General features: G+C 37.8%; 25 protein-coding genes, 1 pseudogene and 1 riboswitch. Of the genes and pseudogenes, 2 read left to right on the plus strand and 24 right to left on the minus strand.

Annotated features, from left to right (window positions below; all coding sequences use genetic code 11):
* Positions 1–85: 85 nt before the first annotated feature.
* The 22 genes and pseudogenes from RCG24_RS13165 to RCG24_RS13265 all read right to left on the minus strand — a co-directional run bounded on the left by RCG24_RS13165 (position 86) and on the right by RCG24_RS13265 (position 20,990).
* Positions 86–2,269 carry a sensor domain-containing protein gene (locus RCG24_RS13165; protein ID WP_202656007.1) on the minus strand — a complete coding sequence of 728 codons (2,184 nt, stop codon included), beginning with the start codon at positions 2,267–2,269 and terminating at the stop codon, positions 86–88.
* A 333-nt stretch (positions 2,270–2,602) separates the two neighbouring features.
* Positions 2,603–4,654 (minus strand): methyl-accepting chemotaxis protein, encoded by a 2,052-nt coding sequence (locus RCG24_RS13170; RefSeq protein ID WP_308077223.1) that lies wholly within the window; start codon positions 4,652–4,654, stop codon positions 2,603–2,605.
* 489 nt (positions 4,655–5,143) lie between these two features.
* A complete protein-coding gene (gene eutH, locus RCG24_RS13175; protein ID WP_202656009.1) occupies positions 5,144–6,268 on the minus strand; it encodes an ethanolamine utilization protein EutH in 1,125 nt (374 codons plus the stop codon).
* A gap of 198 nt (positions 6,269–6,466) precedes the next feature.
* Positions 6,467–6,736 carry a EutN/CcmL family microcompartment protein gene (locus RCG24_RS13180; RefSeq protein WP_202656010.1) on the minus strand — a complete coding sequence of 90 codons (270 nt, stop codon included), beginning with the start codon at positions 6,734–6,736 and terminating at the stop codon, positions 6,467–6,469.
* Positions 6,733–7,416, minus strand: coding sequence for a hypothetical protein (locus RCG24_RS13185; RefSeq protein ID WP_202656011.1), 684 nt, complete (start codon positions 7,414–7,416; stop codon positions 6,733–6,735). Before RCG24_RS13185 ends, RCG24_RS13180 begins: the two co-directional genes overlap by 4 nt.
* Positions 7,417–7,428: 12 nt before the next feature.
* Positions 7,429–8,052 carry an ethanolamine utilization phosphate acetyltransferase EutD gene (eutD, locus tag RCG24_RS13190; protein ID WP_202656012.1) on the minus strand — a complete coding sequence of 208 codons (624 nt, stop codon included), beginning with the start codon at positions 8,050–8,052 and terminating at the stop codon, positions 7,429–7,431.
* Positions 8,053–8,070: 18 nt separating this feature from the next.
* The gene (locus RCG24_RS13195) at positions 8,071–8,838 is read right to left on the minus strand and encodes a cobalamin adenosyltransferase (protein ID WP_202656013.1); all 768 of its coding nucleotides are present in this window, start codon (positions 8,836–8,838) and stop codon (positions 8,071–8,073) included.
* A 106-nt stretch (positions 8,839–8,944) separates the two neighbouring features.
* Positions 8,945–9,235, minus strand: coding sequence for a BMC domain-containing protein (locus tag RCG24_RS13200; protein WP_202656014.1), 291 nt, complete (start codon positions 9,233–9,235; stop codon positions 8,945–8,947).
* Between the two features lie 62 nt (positions 9,236–9,297).
* Entirely contained in the window at positions 9,298–10,761 is a 1,464-nt protein-coding gene (locus RCG24_RS13205; protein ID WP_202656015.1) for an acetaldehyde dehydrogenase (acetylating), read from the minus strand.
* A complete protein-coding gene (locus RCG24_RS13210; protein ID WP_202656016.1) occupies positions 10,758–11,372 on the minus strand; it encodes a BMC domain-containing protein in 615 nt (204 codons plus the stop codon). Before RCG24_RS13210 ends, RCG24_RS13205 begins: the two co-directional genes overlap by 4 nt.
* A 10-nt stretch (positions 11,373–11,382) precedes the next feature.
* Positions 11,383–12,036: an ethanolamine utilization microcompartment protein EutL gene (gene eutL / locus RCG24_RS13215; protein WP_202656017.1), complete on the minus strand. Its 654-nt coding sequence runs from the start codon at positions 12,034–12,036 to the stop codon at positions 11,383–11,385.
* Between the two features lie 19 nt (positions 12,037–12,055).
* Positions 12,056–12,944 (minus strand): annotated as a pseudogene (gene eutC / locus RCG24_RS13220) (ethanolamine ammonia-lyase subunit EutC).
* 21 nt (positions 12,945–12,965) lie between these two features.
* Positions 12,966–14,333 carry an ethanolamine ammonia-lyase subunit EutB gene (locus RCG24_RS13225; protein ID WP_202656018.1) on the minus strand — a complete coding sequence of 456 codons (1,368 nt, stop codon included), beginning with the start codon at positions 14,331–14,333 and terminating at the stop codon, positions 12,966–12,968.
* A gap of 24 nt (positions 14,334–14,357) precedes the next feature.
* A complete protein-coding gene (gene eutA, locus RCG24_RS13230; RefSeq protein ID WP_202656019.1) occupies positions 14,358–15,788 on the minus strand; it encodes an ethanolamine ammonia-lyase reactivating factor EutA in 1,431 nt (476 codons plus the stop codon).
* Between the two features lie 138 nt (positions 15,789–15,926).
* Entirely contained in the window at positions 15,927–17,330 is a 1,404-nt protein-coding gene (locus tag RCG24_RS13235) for a sensor histidine kinase (protein ID WP_202656020.1), read from the minus strand.
* Positions 17,323–17,895 carry an ANTAR domain-containing response regulator gene (locus RCG24_RS13240; RefSeq protein WP_308077224.1) on the minus strand — a complete coding sequence of 191 codons (573 nt, stop codon included), beginning with the start codon at positions 17,893–17,895 and terminating at the stop codon, positions 17,323–17,325. The genes RCG24_RS13235 and RCG24_RS13240 overlap by 8 nt, the downstream gene beginning before the upstream one ends.
* Positions 17,896–17,930: 35 nt before the next feature.
* Positions 17,931–18,365 carry a EutP/PduV family microcompartment system protein gene (locus RCG24_RS13245; protein WP_308077225.1) on the minus strand — a complete coding sequence of 145 codons (435 nt, stop codon included), beginning with the start codon at positions 18,363–18,365 and terminating at the stop codon, positions 17,931–17,933.
* Between the two features lie 9 nt (positions 18,366–18,374).
* On the minus strand, positions 18,375–18,725 hold the full coding sequence (gene eutS, locus RCG24_RS13250; protein WP_202656023.1) for an ethanolamine utilization microcompartment protein EutS: 351 nt from the start codon (positions 18,723–18,725) through the stop codon (positions 18,375–18,377).
* 200 nt (positions 18,726–18,925) lie between these two features.
* Positions 18,926–20,065: a 1-propanol dehydrogenase PduQ gene (locus RCG24_RS13255; protein WP_308077226.1), complete on the minus strand. Its 1,140-nt coding sequence runs from the start codon at positions 20,063–20,065 to the stop codon at positions 18,926–18,928.
* A gap of 168 nt (positions 20,066–20,233) precedes the next feature.
* On the minus strand, positions 20,234–20,695 hold the full coding sequence (locus RCG24_RS13260) for a cupin domain-containing protein (protein ID WP_308077227.1): 462 nt from the start codon (positions 20,693–20,695) through the stop codon (positions 20,234–20,236).
* Positions 20,696–20,712: 17 nt separating this feature from the next.
* Positions 20,713–20,847, minus strand: coding sequence for an ethanolamine ammonia-lyase light chain EutC (locus RCG24_RS21305; protein WP_374049160.1), 135 nt, complete (start codon positions 20,845–20,847; stop codon positions 20,713–20,715).
* On the minus strand, positions 20,844–20,990 hold the full coding sequence (locus RCG24_RS13265) for a hypothetical protein (RefSeq protein WP_308077228.1): 147 nt from the start codon (positions 20,988–20,990) through the stop codon (positions 20,844–20,846). The genes RCG24_RS21305 and RCG24_RS13265 overlap by 4 nt, the downstream gene beginning before the upstream one ends.
* 648 nt (positions 20,991–21,638) lie before the next feature.
* On the opposite strand from RCG24_RS13265, the gene RCG24_RS13270 reads away from it, so the two are divergent.
* Together RCG24_RS13270 and RCG24_RS13275 are read left to right on the plus strand one after the other, a co-directional pair.
* Positions 21,639–22,508: a LysR family transcriptional regulator gene (locus RCG24_RS13270; RefSeq protein WP_308077229.1), complete on the plus strand. Its 870-nt coding sequence runs from the start codon at positions 21,639–21,641 to the stop codon at positions 22,506–22,508.
* A gap of 148 nt (positions 22,509–22,656) precedes the next feature.
* Positions 22,657–23,349: a cysteate racemase gene (locus tag RCG24_RS13275; protein ID WP_308077230.1), complete on the plus strand. Its 693-nt coding sequence runs from the start codon at positions 22,657–22,659 to the stop codon at positions 23,347–23,349.
* Between the two features lie 117 nt (positions 23,350–23,466).
* On the opposite strand, the gene RCG24_RS13280 is transcribed toward RCG24_RS13275, so the two are convergent.
* Both RCG24_RS13280 and RCG24_RS13285 read right to left on the minus strand, forming a co-directional pair.
* The gene (locus RCG24_RS13280) at positions 23,467–23,664 is read right to left on the minus strand and encodes an aspartyl-phosphate phosphatase Spo0E family protein (RefSeq protein ID WP_308077231.1); all 198 of its coding nucleotides are present in this window, start codon (positions 23,662–23,664) and stop codon (positions 23,467–23,469) included.
* A gap of 319 nt (positions 23,665–23,983) precedes the next feature.
* Positions 23,984–25,279, minus strand: coding sequence for an NCS2 family permease (locus RCG24_RS13285; protein WP_308077232.1), 1,296 nt, complete (start codon positions 25,277–25,279; stop codon positions 23,984–23,986).
* An 83-nt stretch (positions 25,280–25,362) separates the two neighbouring features.
* A riboswitch (purine riboswitch) is annotated at positions 25,363–25,464 on the minus strand.
* Positions 25,465–25,637: the final 173 nt, after the last annotated feature.

The following is a 25,637-nucleotide window of genomic DNA, read 5'->3' on the forward strand; positions in this document are numbered from 1 at the left end:
ATTATACCACGATTCTCTTAAATGGAGAAAGCAAGGGTCCTAATTTGTTTTCCTTCCCTTGCTTTCTCGCCATTTTTTCAATTGATTAAAGTACCAGCCCTAATTTTGGGTCTACCTTACTTAGTTGGCTGGCCGCTTTCACTATATCGTCAAAGTTAGCTTGAATTTCTTCAATAGGTAACGGTTTACTAAATAAATATCCTTGCACTTCATGACAATCATTCTGTTGAAGAAATAATAGCTGCTCTTTTGTTTCCACCCCTTCAGCATTAATTTCTAATTGTAACTGATGGGCCATGGCAATAATTGTTTTTACGATTGTGGCATTATTAGAATTGACAAGACAATCACGAATAAACGACTGATCAATTTTTAATTTATCAATGGGAAATTGCTTTAAGTAATGGAGTGAGCTATACCCTGTCCCAAAATCATCCAAACTAATTCTAACCCCAAATTTCCGTAATTCACGAACAATCATGAGTGCATGATGAGTATCTATCATCATACTTTCGGTAATCTCCAGTTCTAGGAGTTCCGGAGGCATCTCCGTTTCTGTTAATACCTGGCCGACCATCTGAGAAAAGTTAGGTTGAAAAAACTGCTGCAATGATAGGTTAACGGAAACAACCAGCGGCGGAAATCCTGCTTCGCGAAACGCCTTTGCGTCTAAACAGGCTTTTCGCAGTACCCATTCCCCAATTGGAATAATCATGCCGGTTTCTTCGGCCAAAGGTATAAATTGGGCTGGCGAAATCATTCCTTTTTGTGGATGCTGCCAACGAATCAAGGCCTCTACACCAACAATTTTTCCCGTAAAAATATCCAGCTTCGGCTGATAGAATAAGATAAACTCTTCCCGTTCCAACGCCTTGCGGAGGTCTTTCTCCAGCTCCAATCTATCGTTTATTTGTTCCATTGACCTTTTTTCGTAAAATTGATAATTGTTCTTCCCCATTCTTTTTGCCTGGTGCATTGCCAAATCGGCTTTCTTAATTAATATGCCAATATCGTCACCATCTTGAGGATATTGGCTGATTCCCAAACTTGGTGTGACATACATTTCATATTCATTTAACAAAAATGGTTCATTTAAACGTGATAAAATTTTCTCCGCTGTTTTTAAAGCTCCTTCTTGGTTAACATTGGGCTGAAATAGAATGAATTCATCTCCGCCTAATCTTGCAAGACAATCATCAGGGAGGATACAATCTTTTAGCCGCTCGGAGACCTTTTTTAATAAAAGATCGCCCATGTCATGGCCTAATGTATCATTGATTAATTTAAAGCGATCCAAGTCAAGGAAAAGGATCGCTGCTGTTTTAATCTCTCGGTTTGCCATTGTTTCCTGGTAGTGGGATGTAAATTGATAACGGTTAGGCAGCCCGGTCAAAGCATCATAGTAGGCCAGATGTTTGATCTTCTCTTCAGCCATTTTTTGCTCGGTAATATCAATGACACTTCCAATGACAGCCGGTTTCCCTTGATAAATCGTTTTCGTCCCATACACTTCCAGATAAATAATACTTTGATCTTTTTTTATTCCACGATATTGGTATTTCATCCCTTTATTTTTATTAGTAAACCTTTTTTGAATATTTTCCTGTACAAAGGCTACGTCTTCAGGATGAATGAATTCGGAAAGTTTTTCTCCAATTATTTCTTCATACGTATAACCAAACCATTGTAATAATTGTGGGTTCACATACACGAACCGGCCATTTTGGATAATATAAATACCGACCAAAGATTCCTCGACTAAACTGCGATATTTCAATTCCGCTTCCATAAGGGCTTTTTGCGCCTGTTTAAATCTCGTAATATCCTTAAGAATAGCATAGGCGCCGACAATTTTTTCATTAATAATAATGGGAATGCTGGTTACATCCAATTCGATTCGTGCTCCTGATTTGCTGTAAATCGTTGTTTCGTAATTTGCGGCTGTACCGTTTATCGACTTTCTAAAGTATTTTACGGTTTTCTTTAACTTCTCCGGGGCAACATATTCAGCAAACGGACGTTGGAGCAGTTCTTCTATGGTATAACCATAAGACTCGACTACCGAATTAGCGCTTAACAGATTCCCCTTCAAGTCTATTGTTAAAATCATATCGGGATTATGATCGTAGAGGGACTGGTAGTATTGTTCACTCGTTTTTAGTTTTTTGGATTGTACAGCAAGCTTTCCTACAAAATATACCACAATTAAAATACCAAATACGATTATTGCAATAAGGCATAGTTCTAAGATCCGCATCTGCCATTCCATTCCATCACCGTCCCCGCAGCATTTAATATTCTCTTTTTTTAAGGTGATTAAATTTTACCATATTTTTTGATATAATTCTGAATATTTTGCTATTTTTTATAATTTTTTTACATTTTTTGTACTATCCTGACAAAACAATATTATGCTCACGCTTTACCTTAGCTTGATTTTATAAAATAAAAGGCTGAAACTTTGTAGAATCAGCCTAATTTTGCTTGTAAAATTGGTTAAAAATTCCCCAATTATTTACACGAAGACTTATCAGTCTCTGTATATTCACAAAATATTGGCTCGGGATTCTTTTCAATTCCCTCTTACTCTTGCACCAATTTTTTATATTTTAAACATACTGGTCGATTCCTGTAACTCTTGGGCCATTTTTTTAAGTGTTTCAGCTGATACAGCAATTTCGCCCATTGCCAAATTTTGCTCTTTCGCTGACATCGCGACATTTTGTATTCTTTCTGATGCTTGTTCAGCTATGTTCGCTACGTTTTCAATATCTTTTACCATTTCCTCGGAACTGTTATTAACCCCCATTAAATGATCTGAAACTTCTTTTGACATTTTCGCAACTTCGCCTATCATTTGGGCAATTTCATTAAATGTTTTACCACTTTGATTGACAAATTCCAGTCCATCTTGGACCATTTGTTTATTATTATTCATTGCCGTAACGGTTTTCTCGACTTCGCTTTCAATATCTTCAATAATTACAGAAATATTTTTTGCCGCTTCCTGTGATTGTTGCGCTAAAGTTTTTACTTCATTTGCTACCACCGCAAAACCTCTGCCGTTTTCTCCGGCTCTCGCCGCTTCAATAGAGGCATTTAATGCCAGCAAATTCGTTTGTTCGGAAATAGCGGTAATCAAATCAACAATCTGATTAATTTGTTTGGATTTTTCACCTAATTCATCCACCCGACTGGCTGTTTCTTCAGTCGTTTGATGAACCAAATCAATTTGGGAAATCGCCTTCCTAACCACTGCGCTACCGTTATTAGCTTTATCGTTCGTTTCTGATATCAAGTTTGAAATGGAAGTATTAGAACCTAATGCTTGTTCCATTCTAGTTGTAATTTCTTCAGCTACCCCTGTTGAATGGGTGGTTCTTTCCACCTGTGTTTTGGATCCAATAGCGACTTCCTGAATTGCATTATTAATCTGAACGTTTGCTGTGCTCGTTTCTTCAGCGATAGCCGATAATTCTTCAGAGGTTGCTGCCACTTGGTCTGATTGACTTTTCACTTGTTGAATGATGTGTAAAAAGTTATCTTTCATTTGATTTAAATAGCCGGCCATTTTTCCAAACTCATCTTGGCTCTTGATATCTAACTGATGTTGGAAATCGCCATTAGCCAATGTTAAAGCCATGTCATTGACTTTATTAATATTTTTCACAATGGATTGATTATAAAAAAGAATCACTAAAACAATTAATGCAATTCCTACCAAACTGACAATGATTAAAATGTTTGAAAGTGAACTTAATGATGCATACAATTCATCATCTGGAACCACTAGACCAATTGTCCAATTTGTGTTTGGTATTTTTTTAAAAAATAAAGAAGTGTCCACATTACTGCTATTTGTGAAGCGAAGGGATCCGTTTTTCTTTTCGATAATTTGACTGCCTAACTTCGCCAAATTGGCATCATTATCTTCTGTAATCTTCGCTTTCATCACTTTTTCGGAGTCAGGTGCAGCAATATATGTTCCATTATTATCTATTAAAAATGCATAACCTGTTTTTTCAACTTGAATATCCTCAATCGTTTTTTGGATTTGACTTAAGTCAATATCAGCTGTGACCACACCAAGAAATTGTTTTTGCTGATCATAAAATGGAGCAGTAGCCGTTACCATAGAGGCGTTTACGTTCGTATCGAGATACGGACTTGTTAGCACAACAGGTTTATCAGTATTGGTTGCAATTTGATACCAATCTTGAGATGTGTAATCAAATTTTACATCACTGTATTTTTGTGTTGTTTTTATTGCATTTTGATCCCAGTAAGCATAGGTTGAAAAATATCTTAAATCCTTTTTATATTTATAAGGTTCAAAAAAGATTCCTCCTCCAAACGCATTTTTATTTGAAGAAAAAACATTTGTAAGGATTTTTTGGTAATTTGATAGAGAGTAGCTCTTTGGTGATACTTCAATCATCCTGGTAAGTTGCTCAGGTATACTACTTGTTTCCAGCAAATAGTTTTCTACGGATTGTGTCACACCATCTAATCTATTTTTCATTCGATAATTTATCTGTTCTTCCAGTAGACCTTTATCATTAATATAGGTGACCGATGTGATAGACCCAAAAATCACCAGTAATAAAGGAAGTATAATTGCCAATGTACGCATTTTAATACTTTTGAATTTCATTTAGATTCTTACCTTCTTTCTGTATATTCACTCCGTGATATGTATCGATTTGTTTCCCATCTTTATGTCCTCTTCTAAATGAACGGCATTATATCTACGTTCCATCCCTCTCTTCTCCATCATTTGAGTTTCATATTTTCTCTTCCTCAATACCCATAATTTTTTCAGTTTTATTTACCCAATTACTTATATTCGCATCTCCAGAAAATTAAAATACGTGTGTATTACTTTCAAAACAATCCTTTCCTATCCACCTTTTCCAAAAAAAAGAAGCTTTAAAGAGAAAAAAATCTCTATAAAGCTCCTTTGCTTTTATTGCACGCCGTTGTGCCAATTTAATTATATCATGAGAAATTCATAATTAATTGGCGATTTTATGACATTTTGTAAAATATATCTATTCTAATTCAAAAGAGATATTTTTTCTGAACAACCAAACAAGGAAAACGACCATAATTCAGACATGAAAATTGCATCAAACCAAAAACTTTAGTTAGCTTTAGCAAGTGGAGATTGTCCACCTTTATCTCCTGTCTTTCCAAACATTCTGTTAGCGATAAAAATCGCAACAAAGATTACCGTAATTCCTCCAACTAGTTTACCAACAATCATTGGGAAGATCATATCTTTTGCTACACCAGCTGCAAAGCCTAAGTGGTCACCAAATACAAAGGCTGCAGATACAGAAAAAGCAACATTGATAATTTTACCGCGGTCATCCATATCTTTTAACATCGAAAACATCGGAATATTATTAGCTAAAGTTGCAATCATACCAGCTGCAGCTATCTCATTCATACCGAGAAGCTTCCCTAATTTCAACAGTGGCTTTTTGAATACTATCGTAATTACATCAACCATAACGTAAGCTCCTGCTAGAACTATCGCAATACTGCCGACGATGGAAACCCCTTCTTCCACTTTTGCTGTTCCCGGAATAACTGTTAGCCCAGTTAATGTCTGAATAATCCCAACCGCAAGACCAATTGTTGCAACAACCACAACACCATGTCCAAAAATGGTAAACCCTTTGATCATTTTTTCAGGTATTAACCAAAGACCTACCACAATTAAAGCGGAAACTAAAATGATTGGAACAAGGTTTTTCAAAATCATAATAATTGAAAACCCAGCTGTTAGCCCTCCTGCTAAACACCCAAGAGGAATGGTAATCATTCCTGCCAAAATCCCGGTCGCTAAAAACTTATGATCTTTCTTTTCAATAATTCCTAATGCAACAGGAATCGAGAACACAATGGTCGGTCCCATCATTGATCCTAAGATAACCCCTGAAAACATTGCAGCATCCGGTGTTTTAGCCATCTCCTGAGCCAACTGGAAGCCACCCATATCAATCGCCAAAAGACTTGTTGCAAACATCGATGGGTCAGCACCAAGGGCACTATAAATAGGGACAATTATTGGACTTAATACCTTTGCCAATACAGGTGCAATTACGATAATCCCAACCATGGCCAATGTTAAAGAGCCCATTGCCATAATCCCTTCATCAAACTTATCGCCTAAACCGATTTTATTTTTGAAGCACTTATCTAAAGCCCCTATCACCATAAAAATAACCATTAAATACAAAATAATATCATTGATTCCCATTATTGGAGTCCCCCAATTTTTTATTTAGGATTAAATGTTTTAGTTCCGTACTTGGAGAGTGTATTTCTGAAGAATCTACTATATATTTAGGATCAATCCCCGAAAGTGAACATGAAAGGGCCTGGTGCTTTTTTAAACATGTAATCAGCTGTCAAATAGCCTCTGCTGATACTCCGAAGCTCCAATACTCCAATAGCATTATTCATTTTCAACCTCGATTGAATCAATGACCCCGACAATTACGGCATCAACTGGTATGTTTGGATTTTCGAGTGACGCCCTTGCACCCCCGCCCTGACTAATCAGTACCAAATCATTGACACCAGCACCGGCATTATCAGCGGCAACGAAATAGCCTTTCATATCACCATTCTCATATAGAGGTTCTATTACGAGAAACTTTAACCCATTTAATTTATCGTCTTTTCTTGTAGCCCATAGACTTCCGACAACTTTTCCGACAATCATGACAATTCCCTGCCTTGATGAGTAATCACCAAATGATGTGTCCGAATAAAGTCTTTTGCAAGTGGAGTGATGATACTTTTGTCACTAATGATGATTTCCTTTATATTTTGTAAATGCATTTTTTGTAAATCAGCTTCAGAAATCACTCTCTTGGTGATTTTTGAACTTTTTTTACAGGGAACTTTCAGTTCTTGCTCCGTCAACTGTTCCGGTTTTTCTTTCTCTAATTGTTTTGGCTCTTTTAACAATTCATTACTATATAAAAAGAAAACTCCAAAACCTTTTAATTTCTTTTCATATTCCTCATAAACTTTATATAATAACGCAGGTGACTGCTTCTTGTATTCACGGTATTCCACTCCATTTTGCAACACGATAACCTTTTGGCCCTGTAATAATTGATAGAGAATAAATTGTTCTTCAACTGTTGTTCCAATACCATTTGCCAAATTTGCCAGCATCGTAACTGTTAAACGAGGAATGAGGACCATTTTATACGGACCATGCTCCAAGTAATTTTCTTTAGAAAAATAAACGATATCAGAGGATTCTTTGAAAATCCGTTCTAGTTCAGGAACCCGATTGTGGGAGAGGACACATACCGATCCTTGCTTTTTATCTTGTTTCAGTTTACAAGCAAGTTCCTGATAAACAGCCTCTACTAATCGTTCAAAATCCATTACTATCACCTCCTAAGCGCCATTTTTAATAATTCGGCCCAAGGTACCTTTGCTAAAGCCACAGGCATTTGCCTCATCATAGTCAATATGCATATAGGTGCGATATTTTTCACTAACTCGGACTAATACATCATCAAAGATCAATGGGCGACTGCCATACACCTTGACCTGGACAATTTCCTTGTCTTCCAGTTTAAAACGTTTGGCATCCTCTGGACTTACGTGTATATGCCTTTTGGCAGCAATGACACCATTTGGCAGCATGATTTTAGCTATAGGCGACTTTAAAATGATGGAAGGGGTGCCGAAAATATTACCGCTTTCACGAACTGGAGCTTTAATACCAAGAGTTACAGCATCTGTTAACGATACTTCAACTTGCGAGTCCTTTCGTTCCGGTCCCAAAATTACAACGTTTTCGAATTTCCCTTTTGGGCCAATAATGGTCAGCCTTTCTTTACAAACAAATTGACCTGGCTGTGAAAGTTCTCGGTTCTTTGTTAATTGATATCCTTCTCCAAATAATTGATCAATCGCTGTCCGATTTAAATGAATATGGCGACCGGATGCTTCAACCTCAATGAACTGTTCCTTTACTTTCGAGAAAACCTCAGTGATTAGTGTTTCGATTTGCAATCCATCTCACCATCCTTCTTATGATTTGTACTGGCCAGTTTTAAACTTAAACATCATAATGTAAAATAAGGAGGAAAGACGGTTTAGTGCTAGGATAATATCGCCTCGCTCAGCATCGCCTGTCTCTGTTCTAAAAGCAGCGTAAGCAGCTAATTCCGTTTCTCGAACCGAACTTCTTAAGGAGTTTAGAAGAACAACTTCTTCTCCCATTTGATAGTCTGGAATAAAATGTCCGGTTCCGAAATATTTATTCGGATGGTGGGACATTTCCCTTAGCTCGGTGGGATTCATGTGTTGGAGATAAAATTCCTTTACTTCTTCCCCAAGTACTTCACATCTAAGGATATTCCTTACAAACTCCAGAATCTCTTGCAGATCTTCAACCAATCTTGGAACTTTAAGTTTTTGAAATGCAATTTGCGTTTCCATAATCTTTGACTCTAGTGAATCTAGTTTTCCACGTAAAACAATCCGTTTATGGTCTTTAAATACGAGAACATTGCCATACAAGGCTGTCATATGCTCCGGTTTTTTTTCTAAATTGCCTCCATATAAAGTTCGATAAGGATATCTCTTTTCTTCCGACTTATCTATCTTTGCTGCGACTTGCTGCCCATTTATAGCAGTTTGCTTCTCAATAAACTTCAGTTTAATATGGTGCTCAGCTAAAAATCCTTTGGCCGATGGTGTTACAACTGTCCCTTTGGGAATTTCTAATGCATCTGTTGTTTTAAGACCTTTTCCTTTTAGAAGTTTACGAATCTCACTTTCAGTTAGCACAGCCATTTATGTCACTTCCTTATAAAAAGAAGACTGGCCCGTACGACTAAAGAAGTCTCCTTGAATGCAACAACGTATTTTTAAGTTTTGTATACGGGTCAGTCGTTCTTTCTTACTCTTCAACATTTACATTAGGCAAAATTGCAGCTACTTCTGTATGTGGGCGTGGGATTACATGAACTGAAATTAATTCACCGACACGTTCAGCAGCTGCAGCACCGGCATCTGTTGCCGCTTTAACAGCGCCAACATCTCCGCGAACCATTACTGTAACAAGGCCAGCACCGATTTGTTCCTTCCCGATTAAAGTGACATTTGCTGCTTTTACCATTGCATCTGCTGCCTCAATTGCTCCAACTAATCCTTTTGTTTCAATCATTCCTAATGCATTTGTGTTTGCCATTTTTACTTCCTCCTCGAATTTTTATGTTTAAATTCATCATTTTCATTAAAACAATCATCTAGTTAATGTAATTGTGCCAGCACTTGCTTCACGATTGATTCAATCAATTCCTTTTGATCGCAAACCCCAAAGGATGGTTCACATGTTGGTGTATTTTCCCTCAGATCCTCCAGTTCCTTAACTCCATAGGCAACACGGCGAATATTGATCAAGTTCAACGGACCAATATTATCCGATGTAGATGTTCCTCCAACAGCACCGCAACCAAGTGTAAGTGCTGGGACAAGATTAGTCGTTGCCCCAATACCCCCTAGAGCACCAGGAGTATTAACTAGTAATCTTGAAACTGGTTTCTTCAAGGCAAATTGTTTAATTACTTCTTCATTTTCAGAGTGAATGATTAAGGTATGCCCCGCTCCTTCATTCAAAAGAAGTTGTATGCATCTCTCACATGCTGCCTGCCAATCTTTTTCTGTATAAAAAGCCAAGATTGGTGCTAGTTTTTCCCGTGAGTATGGTACGTCTCGTCCGACTCTTGATTCCTTGGCAATTAATACTCTTGTGCCATCCGGAATGTTTAATTCTGCTAATTTGGCTATTTGCTCAACGCTTTTTCCAACAATCGCTGGATTCATTGTTCCATTAGAGCGCATTATAAATTTCTCTAATTGTTTTCGCTCTCTTTCAGAAAGAAAATAACCGCCCTGCTTTGAACATTCTTCAATTACTTCTTCACGGATGCACTCCTCTACGACAATTGATTGCTCAGAAGCACAAATAACGCCATTATCAAAGGTTTTAGAATCAAAGATTCGTTTTACAGCTAATGGAATATTAGCAGTTCTTTCAATAAAGGCAGGGCCATTTCCAGGTCCTACCCCGATTGCAGGGGTTCCCGACGAATAGGCAGCCTTTACCATTGCGGACCCGCCAGTTGCTAGAATTAATGAGACATCCTTATGTTTCATTAACGTTTCTGTACCTTCAATAGCTGGAATCGACATACAGCTTATAGCATCGCTTGGACATCCCGCTTTTACCGCAGCTTCTTTAATCACCCGGACTGTTTCCAAAATGCAGTTAATAGCGTTTGGATGGGGCGAAAAAATAATTGCATTTCCGGCTTTAAGGGAAATCATCGCTTTGTAAATGGTTGTCGATGTCGGATTGGTCGAGGGAATTAATGCTGCAATTACTCCTAATGGAACACCAATCTCCATTACTTTCTGTTGCATATCCTCTTTTAGAATGCCAATTGTTTTTAAATCCTTAAGTGATTCGTACACGGCCTGAGAAGCAAAGGCGTTTTTTAACACTTTGTCCTCCCATTTGCCGAATCCTGTTTCTACCGCTGCAATTTTTGCCAGTTCCTCCCTATTATCATAGCCAGCTTCGGCAATTGCCTTAACAATTCGATCAATCTGTTCTTGGCTTAACAGTGCAAGCTGTGATTGCGCGGCTTTCGCCTTGCCAATTAACTCACGTGCCTCTTGTATCGAACGCAAATCTTTATCTAATAAGGTCATTTACCTTGGATCTCCTTTAAATGATTTGTTAATATTTCCAATAGAAATTCCTTTCTGCCATATTTTATTTGGCTGGGCTTTATATTTTTAATATGACAGGAACGAGCAAGTTTTCTTAGCTCCTCAACAGTTAGCCCTTCAAGATTGTTGATATCTGGCTCCGAGGATTTTTCAACTAATTTTTCTTGTTGCTGTGTAATTAGCTCAGCTTCTTCTACAGTAGGATGGAACTCTTCTTCTTTCACTGATCCAATTTCTTCCGTTTCTATCGTCTCTTCTAGTTCTTCCATAACTAATTGAGATTGATCCTCTACATTAGGAAGAGTTGCTTTCCTACGAGGTTGAATAAGGATCTGTTCTGTTTCTTCATGAACTCTTGCGATGACATGGGACGATAGAATTGTACTGCATTTGGCTGCTGCCTCTGCCCCAGCCTCCACAGCTGCTTTAACTGCCCCTACATCCCCAATCACCATGATGGTGACTAGTCCACCTCTAATTTTTTCTATATTTTGCAATGTGACGTTTGCAGCTTTCAGCGCGGCATCTGCGGCTTCGATTGCTCCGACGTATCCTCTTACTTCAATGAGTCCAAGAGCAGTTGTATTCATAGTCAACTACCTAAAAATTCGTTGGATTTTCTGCTACAAATTCAACTGCCGCCGCAAAAGCATCACATGCTGCTTTACAAGCTGATTGACTGCCTGTTAATAAACCGCCGCCAAAGTTTGTTTCTGAAGGTGGACCATAAAATGCTGCAAGTTGAACGTCTGCTGCTTTTAATGCAGCATCTAGACCATACATAGCCTCTAGTGGAGGTGCAATCAAGTAGGCAATTGCTTCTCCCTCTTTAATACCGGCTACTTGTGATAAATAAGATCCTGTCCTAGAGATACAATGAGCATAGTACGGAATCGAGTTATCATCATTTGCGCTAACAAAATGGGCGCCATTTTCAATAAAGTCTATAGCTGCATTGATTCCGCTCCTTACTTCGGCTGGACTTGGACCAGCAAGAATCCCAATGATTTCCCCGGCTAACTTCGTTGAGGCATTGGCGCTTCCGGCATACATTGATTTGGCATAAACAACGTCTACATCCGCTGCTTTTGTTGCTTCATCCAATGCGGTATAGGTAACATCATCAATATCAGCTGTAATTAAACCAATACTTTTATGATGAGGTTTTAATGCAAGCTTCTCTGATAAATCAGGGTTGACATTAGAAATTATTTTTACACTCAAAACTGTTGCGTGGATCGGTTCATGTTTCATTTTATCTCTCCCATTTCCGTTAATTTTTCAAATCAATGCCGGAAGCCTTTTTGTCAATCATTCTTTTTGATGACTTCAGCAATATGGGCGCCTGCTTCTACTGGAGATGTGCCGCCTTTATGAATATTGGAGACAACTGTTCTTCTTGCTTCCGGCATATCAACGGTCGGTTTATAAGCAATATAGGCACTCATCGACTCCGCTGTAACTAATCCTGGACGTTCTCCAACAAGCAGGCAAACAACATCCGCATCTGTTGCTTCACCGATCACATCCATCGCAGGAACCCGGCAATATTTCACAAACATGATATTGTTAATGTCAATTCCGTACATCTTTAGGCCTTGTTTAATAGCTGGAAGGATATCTTCCATATTGGCTTCAATGGCGGCAGAGCTTAGGCCGTCACCGACCACCAATTGTACTGTCGGTTTACCGCAGACATCCTTCATTTTCTGAACCATTTCATCCGAAAACTGTCTACCAAGGTCAGGCCGGGTTAAATATTCATCCTTACTTTGACAAAGAGTTTGAAACGGAATCAGACCATTTTTTTCAACAAACTCCTCTGAAACATGGGAGAAAACGGCATCTTGCGCGGCCGCGTGGTCTGCTCGAAAGCGAAGGGACGTAACTGTCTTATAACGAGGGCCGGCCCGCCAAACACCAATTCTTGCCGGGGTTTTCTCTTTCATTTTTAAATATCCTTCTTTATCCTCCGGTTCTGGTACGAGTAATTGCTTCTTAATATCAAACTCCGTAATGTCCTCTAAACATGCTTCTTCACAATCAAGACAGACTAGTTGTTCCGCCCCTTGCACCTCAATCTTTTGTTTTTCTTCCTTTTCATCTCCAACCATGTCTTTTAAAATATTTGCGATCAAGGATTTTAATTCTGTCTCATTCACCATTCAAAATTCCTCCTTTCCTTATTTTAAGAACGTCGATGCATCGCCGGCTTTTGAAGTTAACTTGCCATATTCATCAATAAAGCCCATTTTGAACATCCATTGCTCAAATTCCTTAATCGGTTTTAGCCCCAACAGTTCTCGTAATGTCGGAGTGTCATGGTAGCCTGTACACTGGTAATTCAGCATGACATCGTCTCCATGAGGTATACCCATGAAATAGTTAACTCCAGCTGATGCTAATAAAACTGCTAAGTTTTCAATATCGTTCTGGTCTGCCTTCATATGATTCGTGTAGCAGGCATCACAGCCCATTGGAATTCCAGTTAATTTACCCATAAAATGGTCTTCAAGACCGGCACGGATTACTTGTTTGGAATCATAAAGAAATTCCGGCCCAATAAAACCAACTACGGTGTTAACCAAAAATGGTTGGAACTGTTTTGCAAACCCATAGCAGCGTGCCTCCATTGTTAATTGGTCGACACCATGATGAGCATTAGCTGATAATTCAGAGCCTTGTCCCGTTTCAAAGTACATGACATTTGGCCCCATAGCTGTTCCTTCTTTTAACGCAAGCTGACGTGCTTCTTCCAGTAACGAGGCACTAATACCAAACGCGGTGTTTCCCTTTTCCGAACCGGCAATTGATTGGAAAATCAAATCGGATGGGGCCCCTTTTCGAATGGCTTCCATTTGGGTAGTGACATGTGCCAAAACACAAATTTGCGTCGGAATTTCCCACTTATTTTTAAATTCATCAAATTTCCTTAAAATTCTCGATACACTTTCGACTGAATCATCTACCGGATTCAATCCGATAACGGCATCCCCAACACCGTAAGATAACCCTTCCATAATGGAGGCAATAATACCATCCGGATCATCTGTAGGATGGTTTGGCTGAAGCCGCGCTGATAAGGTTCCTTCCAACCCAATCGTTGTATTAGCCGTTGCGGAGACTCTTACCTTTCTGGCAGCATAAACCAAATCGAGATTAGACATTAATTTTGTGACAGCTGAAACCATTTCCGAGGTTAAACCCCTTGAAACTCTCCTAATCATTAAACCTGTTGTATTTTGGTCCAAGATCCATTCACGAAGTTCCTGTACGGTCCAGTTTTTAATTTCGTTATAAATTTTTTCATTAACAGAATCTTGAATGACTCTCGTAACTTCGTCGATTTCATAAGGGACAGCCGGATTGTTACGCAAATCAGCCAACGTTAAGTTTGCGACAACCACCTTTGCTGCTACCCTTTCCTCGGCAGACTCCGCTGCAATCTGTGCTAATTTATCTCCTGATTTTTCCTCATTAGCCTTTGCCATTACTTCGTTAACACTTTTAAACTGGTATGTCCGACCAAAGAGTTTTGTTTTTAAAATCATAAATATCCTCCTCTCAAGGCAAAATTAATGAAACACTAACGTTTTAATCACTACGGGAAGAACGCTTCCATCAGCTACCGGATACCCGATATCGATGTAATCGCCATTTTCCACATGAATTCCATCTATACAAATAAGGTCTATTGGATACCCAATTTTTGCATAAATGGTCTGACCTAATACTTTTGCAATATCTTGTTCTGTGATGATAACCATAGGAAATCGTTTTGTAAGCAAACTCTCCATTCCATCTAGCAGGCCCTCTGCGTACCATTGAATTTCCCGGAATGAAGGATTTAGCTTTCCACAAAAAGCAACTGCTACATTTTCGATGTTTCCATCTACCTTAAACCAATCCAGTTTCTTTTGGATTGTTTCACTTAGTAAACGAGCATCCAGTGTTTCTTCTTCTTTCGCAATCTTCAATACTGGAAGATTCTTTAGAGGAAAAAGACCATCTGTATACGTAATCGTACTGCCGCTTATCTCGGTTGTATGGGTGCCTGCCCCAACAACTGTTGCTCTTATTGTTTCTGCCGGCGTAATGATGTTAAAGGCACTCATAAGCATTGATTGGCGGATAGCTTTTCCAAGAAGAATTCCAATATCACCAAATTTAAAGGGATCTTCATCTGACTCGTTATAGATAGAATCGGCAACACCTCCCGTAAATGATAAATACTTCGCCTTTGCTTGTGGTTGTAATCCTTTATGTGTAATTGCCTGATGATAAAATGAAGAAGTAGTTTCCATACCAACACTTTGTTCAATTATTTGTACCATTTCATTTATAATTGGCTGCAATTGTTCGCACGATGTTGTCTTGCCCTCTTCAACCTTCAAATTTCTTTCCTTAATCAATTCCTTTATTTTTGGTGAAATATAGGTTACCTTCTTAGATCCCGGGTCAATTTTGATGAGCCTTCCACCAATATCCAGACAGCCTGTATCTATGACTTCACCTTTATTTAAATAGGCTAGATTACTAGTACCTCCACCAATATCAATGTTGATGACCGACGTGGAATGCTCCTCTGAAAAAACATGCATTCCTGCTCCCTTAGCTGCAATAATGCTCTCCAAATCAGGCCCTGCCGTTGCTACAACAAAATCACCAGCAAATCCGCTTAATGTTTGCAATACATCGTTGGCATTTTCCCTTCTAGCTGTTTCCCCAGTTATAATAACGGCTCCGGTTTGAATATCTTTTTTTTGAATTCCTGCATTTTCATACTCTTGATTGACAAACTCTTCAATTTTTTCCATATCAATTTTGTTATCAGAAAGCAGCGGTGTGAAAATAATTCGACTCTTATAAATAACTTTCTTATCAACAATGACAATTCTTGGTACAGTAAAACTTGATGCCATATTTTCAATCGTAATATTCGAAAAAACTAACTGGGTGGTCGAAGTTCCAATATCAATTCCAACACTTAAAATCTGTTCATTCATCTCCTCACCTCCTGTCCCGCAAGAAAACAAAAAGGCTTAAGGATATAATAATTTCTTACACAGAAACTACTTATAACCTTAAGCCTCTTTGCTTCCGGATTTTGACGCTGCATTGCGTCACATTATACAAATTAAATTTTATTCATTTTGTAATTCGAACTGGAAGGAAATATCAGTCCCCTTCTCCAGCCTATTGAATTGAAGAGTTCCCTTTAATTTGTCCTTTACATAACTCTGGACAATGGAAAAGCCCAAGCTATTTTTTACCTCATTTGAAAAGTCAAAGCCAGCCCCATCATCGATAACAGAAATGTTAATTTTACTATTCTCTTTGTGCACCTTAACCTGTATTGTACCTTCATTATTTTCCCCAAAAGCATGATCGTAGCAATTTTGTACTAACTCATTAATGATCAAAGCAATAACTGTGGCGTGATCACTGTTAATCATAAAATCTTCATTAGAAACATAATGCAGGCTAATTTTATTATTATCAGAATAGCTTTGATGTAAGTTATTTAGGACAAACTGGATTACCTGATTTAAATTAATTGCATCGCTTAATTGTTTTGATAATAATTCATGGGTTGCCGCTATCGACAAAATTCGATTCATACTGTCTTTTAGTAATCGTTTTGCCTCAGCGTTATTACTTCTTCTTGACTGCATTCGTAACAACGAGGCAATCGTTTGCAGATTATTTTTTATCCGGTGATGAATTTCCCTTATCGCTACCGCTTTTAAGGTCAATTCTGCGTCTTTATCTTTTATCTGGGTGATATCTCGTAACACCACCGCAATTTTTTCCTCACTATTCGGAACAACCACTTTTTTCATTAAGAAGTAGTAGTCCCCAATCTTCACCTCATGATTAAAGTTAAGTCCTTCGTCTACTAATAATTGCTCGAATGTGATCTCATTGATAGTCAAATCGTCGTAATGCTTTCCTTCAATTTCATCCATAAAACCCAAGCTTTTATAAAGAATTTCAGCCTTCACATTTTTGAATTGAAGAAAACCGTCTTTATCAAAAATTAAGATGGCATCGTCTAAATAATCGTTTAGGCTCTTGATTGACAGTAGAGTAGACGGCAGCAATTCTTGACGCTGATCATTAAGCTTGAAATTTTTTTCAATATCATCACTAATATCTTTTTCCATGATTAATGTGCCAATAACCTTCTGCTCATTACAGATTGGATAAATATCTTGTGTCACATAGCGGTTTTCTTGTGTTTGCGCCTTTATATTACTTGTATGCTCACCAGTTGACATTACGTGCCACACACCTGGTTCATTTTCTCGTTTTGCCATTTCACCGACTGGAGTATCCCAGTACATGGACTTTCCCTTTGGTTTACAATGGTAAACAACAATTGATTCATCCTTCCTTGTTGTTGGTACATCAATGAAGATATCACATTCTAAAAAATCAACCATGATGTCTACGACATCAGCCATTTTCAAAATTTTTTCTATGTCATCGTTTGTTAAGTTGGTATACTGTTGACAAAGTTCTAGGATCCGTTTCTTATCACTCATACATGATCATGATTGTTCTGGCAATCTCCCCCATGGAACAGCGCCGATCCATGCTCAATTTTCTTATAAATTTATAGGCCTCATCTTCCGTTAATTGGCGTTCCCTCATAAGTAACCCTTTTGCAATGTCTATTGCCTTTCTATCCTCTAGCTTTTGTGATACCTTTCTCACTTCAATTTCTAGCCTGTTCAATTCTTTTCCTTTTGCAATAGCCGTTTCAATTGTTGGAATAAATGATTTTTCATCCAGCGGTTTAACTAAATAACCTAACGCTCCAACTTCCTTCGCTTGTTGAATGTAGTCAGTATCATTAAAAGCACTAAGCAATAAAATTCCACCTGCAAGTTTTTCACGCATAATCATTTTACTTGCTTTTAATCCATCCAAAATGGGCATTTTAATGTCCATGATAACTAAATCGGGAGAATACATTCTGCATACATCTATTGCTTCAAAGCCATCGGAAGCTTCTCCCACAACATCGTAGCCAGCTTCGCATAATAATTCGCGTATATCGATTTTTGTAATCGGTTCATCATCGACAATTACAATTCGCTTTTTCATATTTTATTTAATTCTCCTTAAGCTGTTGTCTTAATTCAATCAAGCTCCAGATACTTCCTTAATTCTTCAATTCCTTTACCTGTTGAAACGGACGTATGAAACAACTTTTCAGCCCCGGCTATTTGCAAATGTTCCTCTGCAGCTTTCACTTGCCGCTTATTGTTTGCTAAGTCAATCTTTGTAACAATCCCAATAATGGGCTTTGGAAAAACAGCAGCAAAGGAAGGAGGAAAGAAACTATCCTCTTCAGTACAATCTTGTACTAAAACAATAACATCTGCATCTGCAGCTGTTACAATTAGGGCTTTATAATAAAAGCGATTTTCTATATATTCCCCAGGAGTATCGATCGCATGTTCAAACGGATTTATTGTCTGGGTTTTTTGATATTCAACGACTTTCCCGTGAAGCTTTTGACAAAGGGTTGTTTTCCCACTACCGGTTTTACCAATCAAAATAATTTTCTTCATCGTTATCTCCTATGTTCTCGTAACCTGAGGAATAGAAAAATTCAATATCGAAGATAGTCCATTTATAACTTCATTCAGTGCATACTCGACCGAAGATACATCCCCTGTCAGAACAACTGATCCACTGAATCTGTCTACAAACCCAATCTCCACATTGCCAGCTTTTGTGGCAATATCAGCAGCAATAATTGATGCTTCACTAGGAGTAATCGTTAAAATTCCAATAGCATTAGTTGAAAGATTTGATAGGCCTAATTTTTTATATAAATCTGAATCTGGATTCGCAATAATATGCGCTAATGTTACCTGTTTACCTGGTACATATTCCTGAATGACCCTATCTTTATTTTCATGATCCATTTTTAATCCAATCCTACCTTTTTCCTCCTTTGCCCTATAAAGGATTTATTAAATTAAAAACAAAAAGGAGCTTTGAAAAAAAATAACTTTTTTCAAAAGCCCCATTGCTCTCTTAATGAAAGTTGCACTTCCTTGTGCTATTTATAGTATAAAAGAAAAATATTAGTTGTGAGCGTTTACTTTTTAAACAATTTGTGAACTTAAAAAATTTGCTTAACAATTGCTTCAATATCGTTTGTTGTTGGCAACCTTGGATTTGCTTTTGTGCATCCATCCTTTAATGCTGCTTCAGTTATTGTCTCTAAAGACTTCATCAGTTGCTCATATGTCAGTCCGCATGCTCTTAAATTCTGCGGCATATTTAGATCTTTTTTTAATTGTTGAATATGTTGAATCAAGCTTGTTACTCCACTTCTAATGTTACTTGACGAGAAACCATTTTTTTTTGCTAATTGAGCATATTTTTGCGCTGTGAGTGTTTGTGTGCTATTGGAAAAGCCCTTCAGGTCAGCATTATATTCAATTACTGCTGTCAGTAAAATAGCATTCATTCTTCCATGAGGAATATGAAATTGCGCCCCACACGCATGTGCAATCCCGTGATTGACCCCCAGTCCTGCGATATTGAAAGCCATTCCAGCCAAACAAGATGCATGATGAATCTTTTCTCTTGCTTCGATGTCTTTTCCATTGTTATAGCAACGCAATAGGTAATCAAAAATTAACTGGAAAGCCTTTTCAGCCAATGCATCGGAAAAATCGTTGGCATTAGTCGAAACATATGCTTCTAATGCGTGCGTTAAAACATCTAAACCAGTATCAGCGGTAATGGCAGGAGGAACAGAAATGACAAGATTAGGATCCAGGATAGCTTCATCAGGTAATAAAGAATCAGCAACAAGCGGATACTTAACATGTTTTTCTTGATCAGTAATTACCGAAAATGAAGTAACTTCCGATCCTGTACCACTTGTAGTTGGAATTGCAATAAATTTTAAATCATTTTCCTGTTTAAATAATCTTATCGAAAATTCTTTAATTGCCTTCGCTGTATCAATTGCTGAACCACCTCCAATGGCTATCAGGACCGAAGGATAAAATTCCTGTAAGGCCTTTACACCCATTGTGACTGTTTCAATAGGAGGGTCGGGAATAATATCATTAAAAATTAAGTACTCATTATGATTAGAATGAAGCCGATTCGTGACCTCACTAACAATTCCTGACTGGACAATAAATGGATCTGCGATAATAAAGACTTTTTGTCCTGTTATCTTCAACAAACTGTCAAGTGAGTTTGCACCAATATTAAGTTTTGTTCGTAAAGATATTTCCTCCATTTCTAATTATCCTTTCTGAAATATTCTTGTCCCATTACATGTTTCTAACCCGGTGGTGAAGATGTATTGTTTTTTCACCAACCTTTCTTTTCCAAACCGAAATATATTTTCCTAAAACTCCTGATAGAATTTCTTGAATTATTTTAAAAATCTATTGACAGGTTATAATCATTGTTTTGCCCAGTCAGCTGGATATGTGATATATAAAAAACGTGCATGATTCTTTACTGAAAATTGGATCTTGCTATCTCTAGGAATAAATATTACTTCTCCCTCTCCGGCACTGATTGTCTTTCCATTCACCAAGATATCAAGTTGGCCTTCAATGACATAATCTATTTCGTCATATTTCAATGTCCAATCAAATGTAGTATCATCCATTTCCATGACCCCACATCCTAATCTAGGACTCTCTTTCAAAGTAAAAATATCCTTTGTGTAGACAATATCCTCTTTGCTTCCAGTATCCAAACGATCTTCTTCTGTCACTTTGATTGTTGGAATACTAACTGATATCACACCGCTCGGGTCAACGGTTTTATTTATTGCCTGGATTCCTCCTATGTCTAATTGTTCAGCGATAACTTTTTTTATCAAATCTTCCAATAATGATTTATTTAATGTCTCCACAATGTTCATCTCCTAATTTATTGAAATTTATAATACTTATTTAAATTAATGCCGGAAGCCTTTTGTTCAAGTATGGTTTGAATTAGGCCGGCAAGATATGCACCTGCTTCAACAGGAGCTAAACCTCCTTCGTGAATATTTGAAATAACTATTCTTTCAGACTCTCATGATTAAACATAACTTCTATTACGTTTTTTGAAAGATTATCCACTTGGCTGTTTTCGTTAGTTGCCTTTGTTTCATCACCATTGATGAGTTCTTCAAGTATTTGGTTAATAACTGTTTCAAGATCCATTTCTCAATCTCCCTCCTCCAAAAATATAGGAAAAATTTTATACTTCCCTATTAGTCTCCCATGCAGCGCAAAATCAGCGCTGCACCACAAAAATAGTTATACTTTTTCATGGTGGCTAAAATTACTGGGCTCAAACCTATGCAAATTCCTTTTGTCTTATAAAAGCAAAAAGGCTTAAGATTATAAATATCCCCAAAGGTAGGAATATTACTTATAACCCTAAGCCTCTTTGCTTTCAAATCTATGCTTCAACATTGAAACATATATAACTATTTTTTATTCATCTATAATCGATAAACTCAACAGCTTTATCTTTTTAAAGAAACAAAACGGGACCTTTGAAATTTCAAAAGCCCCATTGCCTTCAATATTAAAGCTACACGCCCTTGTGCTGTTTATAGTATAAAATAAAAAGGAGAACTATGAGCGTTTACTTTCTTAACAATTTGTGAACTAATTCATTTTTTCTCAATAGTTTCTTTATCAGTATTGTTGGAATTCTTGGGTCCGTCATTAAAGCAACACCATTCAGCTTATTAAATTTTCCTGTAAAATTCATAACCCATTCTACTAATTCATTATATTATAAGAATATAGTTACATGACTGACATCAAGAATTACGAGCCGTCAGAAGGGTGGTTTCCGAATTGAATCTCGAAAATATTGAGGCTTTTGTCTATGCTGTTCATTTAGGAAGCTTTGTTAAAACGGCCGAGGCTCTATATTTAACACAGCCTTCCGTTACCGCACGGATTCACTCCCTGGAAAGTGAACTTAATGTGGAATTGTTTCAGCGGACTGGGAAACATATTTCCCTAAGTGAACAGGGGAAAATTTTTTTGCCATATGCACAAACGATTCTCCAATCCTATCAGGAAGCAAGGGTGAAACTGCATCATCCTATCACCACACCCAATCAATTAAAAATTGGCTGTGCCAGTTCTATTTCAAATTATATTATCCCAGAGCTCATTCCTACCTTTCAACAGGAATATCCTAATGTCAACATCAAGATTATTACTGGGCATTCCAACGATATTTTGGACGAAGTGCTGAATAAGAAGGTCGATTTCGGTATCGTTCGCACGGTTAAACACTCGCAAATCAAATCACTGTTATTTCGCCACGATCCCATTGGCTTGTTTGCCCCGGCGGGACATCCCCTTCTACAAAGTGAGCAGGTCACGATTGAGGAAGTAAGTGAACAACCATTGATCTTTTTTGATTATGGGTCGGTAGATTGGTTGATGATCTATCGTTTATTTGATTCTAAAAATCTTAAACCTAATATCATTCTTGAAGTAGATAGTATGGAAACAGCCAAAAACCTGGTCATGAATGGTGTGGGGGTCAGCTTCTTACCACAGCATTGTGTGGTAAAAGAGCTTGCGGACGGTCGACTGTTTCGTGTCCCACTCATTTCCCCAGGTCAACTTGATGTAAAAATTGAGATTATTTATCGAAAGGGGGAACGGAAATCACCTTTTATTGACTTTTTTATTCTCAACAGTGTATGAACTCAGATATATTCATATGGATATAAGTTTCAACCGAAATCTAGTCCCTATATATAGAAGTTCTATAATGAATATAGGATTTCGATATACGCTGCCTCTCACCCTGGACTTATACTTTAAGTGAATAATCAAAAAGGTGGAGAGTGGTATGAAGACAGTCGGTATTATCGGCGGCATGGGACCGCTAGCTACAGTTGATTTGATGACAAAAATAATTCTCTTAACACCTGCAAAAAACGATCAGGAACATATTCATATGATCGTGGATAATTATCCGCAAATTCCGGATCGTACTTCAGCGATCATAGAAGATGGAATCAATCCACTGCCATTTATGATTCAATCAGCCCGCAGATTGGAAATGGCTGGAGCTGATATGCTTGCGATTGCCTGTAATACGGCACATTATTTTTTACCAGATATTCAAGCCGCAGTCAGCATCCCGATTATAAACATGCCGAAAGAAACGGTAAACTATATTAAGGAAACGGGATTAAAACGCATTGCTTTATTAGCGACTGATGGAACACTGGCCACAAAGCTATACCAAAATTATCTTAGTGAAGGTAAAATTACTGTACTAATACCTGACGAAATGACACAAGCGAGAGTGATGGAAGGGATTTATGCGGTAAAATCCGGAGATACCATGGAAGCGAAGGAAATATTGCTGCAAGCAGCCGAGACAATGATTACTGCAGGAGCAGAGGCCGTCATTGCCGGGTGCACCGAAATTCCTTGTGTTTTAAGTGAACAGGATGGCATCAATGTCATTGATCCCAGTTTTATTTTAGCAAGAAGGATTGTCGACCTTGCTTCAGGAAGTTTGGTATATTCATAAGTCAGGCAGTATTGTCATTTTTTCTTTCTCCCTCTTATAAAAAGATATTAACAGCCAATCGTTCGTTCGATTGGTTTTCTTATTTAAAAAGCGATGCCTGCAGCAATGCCTTCATCACTAAGACGCAGAATGTTTACAGCACATTCCACTTTTATCTTCCATACTAACAAGCTCATTTAAAGCTATATCGAGTTTTTTACTTGCAAGAAGTGTTTCTTCAGCAGAAAGACCTTTTTCCATCCCTAATTTAATCATCCGTTTTCGTAATCGCTCAATTTTAATAGTAAGAAAAACCTTTCGCTCATATATACTCATGGAGGTCACCCTTTCTGTATTTCCTCCTAACAGGAACTTACATTAATTCAAGACTTAAAGCAATCATACAATTATTGTTTTAAGTGGAATTAAATATAGCAAAACCCTTTTTAGTCCTTTATTCCCATAATATATAAATTAATCATTTTTTTAAATGAAAAATATCACAGAAATAAAAAAAACACGATATTTTATCCCAAGCGCGCCTCTAATCATGGTTATCATCAAAAGAAAACCCACGAACGGGTCGCGACGTTTGTCCGCCATTCGTGGGCATTTTCTTGATATCTGTAGGATTTTGAACCATATCCAGCTATTATTATATGACATAGACAAAATAACCGATAAATATCGCACATAAAACATACATAATCGGATGGACTTCCAATGTTTTCTTCGTAGCTAACATCGTGATTGGATATAAAATAAATCCTAAGGCGATCCCAGTTGCGATACTATAGGTTAAAGGCATCGTAATAATCGTAACAAAGCATGGAATCACAATAGCAAAGTTACTCCAATTGATTTTGCTGATCTCGGTTGCCATCATCGCACCAACGATGATTAAGGCCGGTGCCGTTACCTCCGGTGTGACGACCGCAAGTACAGGTGAAAAAAACAATGATATGGTGAAGCATGCGGCGATGATAATAGATGTAAAACCTGTCCTGCCGCCCACAGCAATCCCCGCCGTTGACTCCACAAATGATGCCGTTGTTGAAGTTCCCAATACAGAGCCAACAATACCGGACAACGAGTCGGCCAAAAGGGCTTTCCCGGCATTTGGAATCTGATTATCCTTCATTAAACCGGCCTGGCTGGCAATCGCGATCAAAGCGCCGGTTGTATCAAAAAAGGCAACAAATAAAAAGGTGAAAATGACAGCTAGCATTTTTATCGAAAAAATCTCATCCAAATGGCCGAATAGCAACCCAAAGGTAGGCTCTAAACTAGGAATGCTCCCAATAATTTTATCCGGGGGAGTAATAATTCCAAATATCATCCCGAGAATGGTTGTTAGCACCATTCCATAAAAAATGCCACCTTTTATCCCTTTATTTAATAGAAAAATCATAATGATAAAGCCAACAATTGCGAGTACAGTCGGGGCTGATTTGAGGTTGCCAATTGCAACAAAAGTAGCTTCATTTGCCGTAATAATACCGGCATTTTTCAAACCCATAAAAGCCACGAAGAAACCAATCCCAGCGGCAATAGCATGTTTTAAATCTGCGGGAATAGCGTTAATAATTTTTTCGCGGATTTTTAATATACTTAAGATCATGAATAACAATCCAGCGACAAATACCCCGGCCAACGCTGTTTCCCATGGTATTTTCATGCCAATACAGACACTAAACGTAAAAAAGGCATTAATTCCCATGCTAGGCGCAATTCCGATTGGAAAATTAGCCATTACACCAATTAACAAGGATCCGATAATCGCCGATAAGGCAGTTGCCGTAAATAACGCTCCCTTGTCCATGCCGGTTTGACTCAAGATCACCGGATTGACAACTAGAATATAAGCCATTGATAGAAATGTCGTAATTCCTGCGGCACTTTCCTGTTTAAAAGAAGTACCCCGCTCGGAAAATTGAAAGTAGTTTCTCATGATTGTCCTCCATATCTATTAAAAAATCCCCCGGCTTAAGCTGCCGCAGGATGTTCTGCAAAGGACAAAGTATACTTTGATAAATCAAACGCATTGCCCCTTGTAGACAGGCTATTTACGGCAGCCTGGTAGAGACATTCGAGCCATATTCTCGAACTTATACAAGGTGAATCTATATTAGAATAATAAATGAATATTATCAGGGATAAAGTTCATCGTCAATAAAAATCGTCATTTTCAGCCAATTAAGTTAACTTGAAAAAGGAACATTTTTGATTTGCCGATATATTGTATAATTCGCGATAAAAATGAAATAGCGCCGATAAAAGGTCCTGTTTCGCCGATATGTTGGAAAAAA

The sequence above is a fragment of the Neobacillus sp. OS1-32 genome (genome assembly GCF_030915425.1).
Taxonomy (GTDB): Bacteria; Bacillota; Bacilli; order Bacillales; family Cytobacillaceae; genus Neobacillus; species Neobacillus paridis.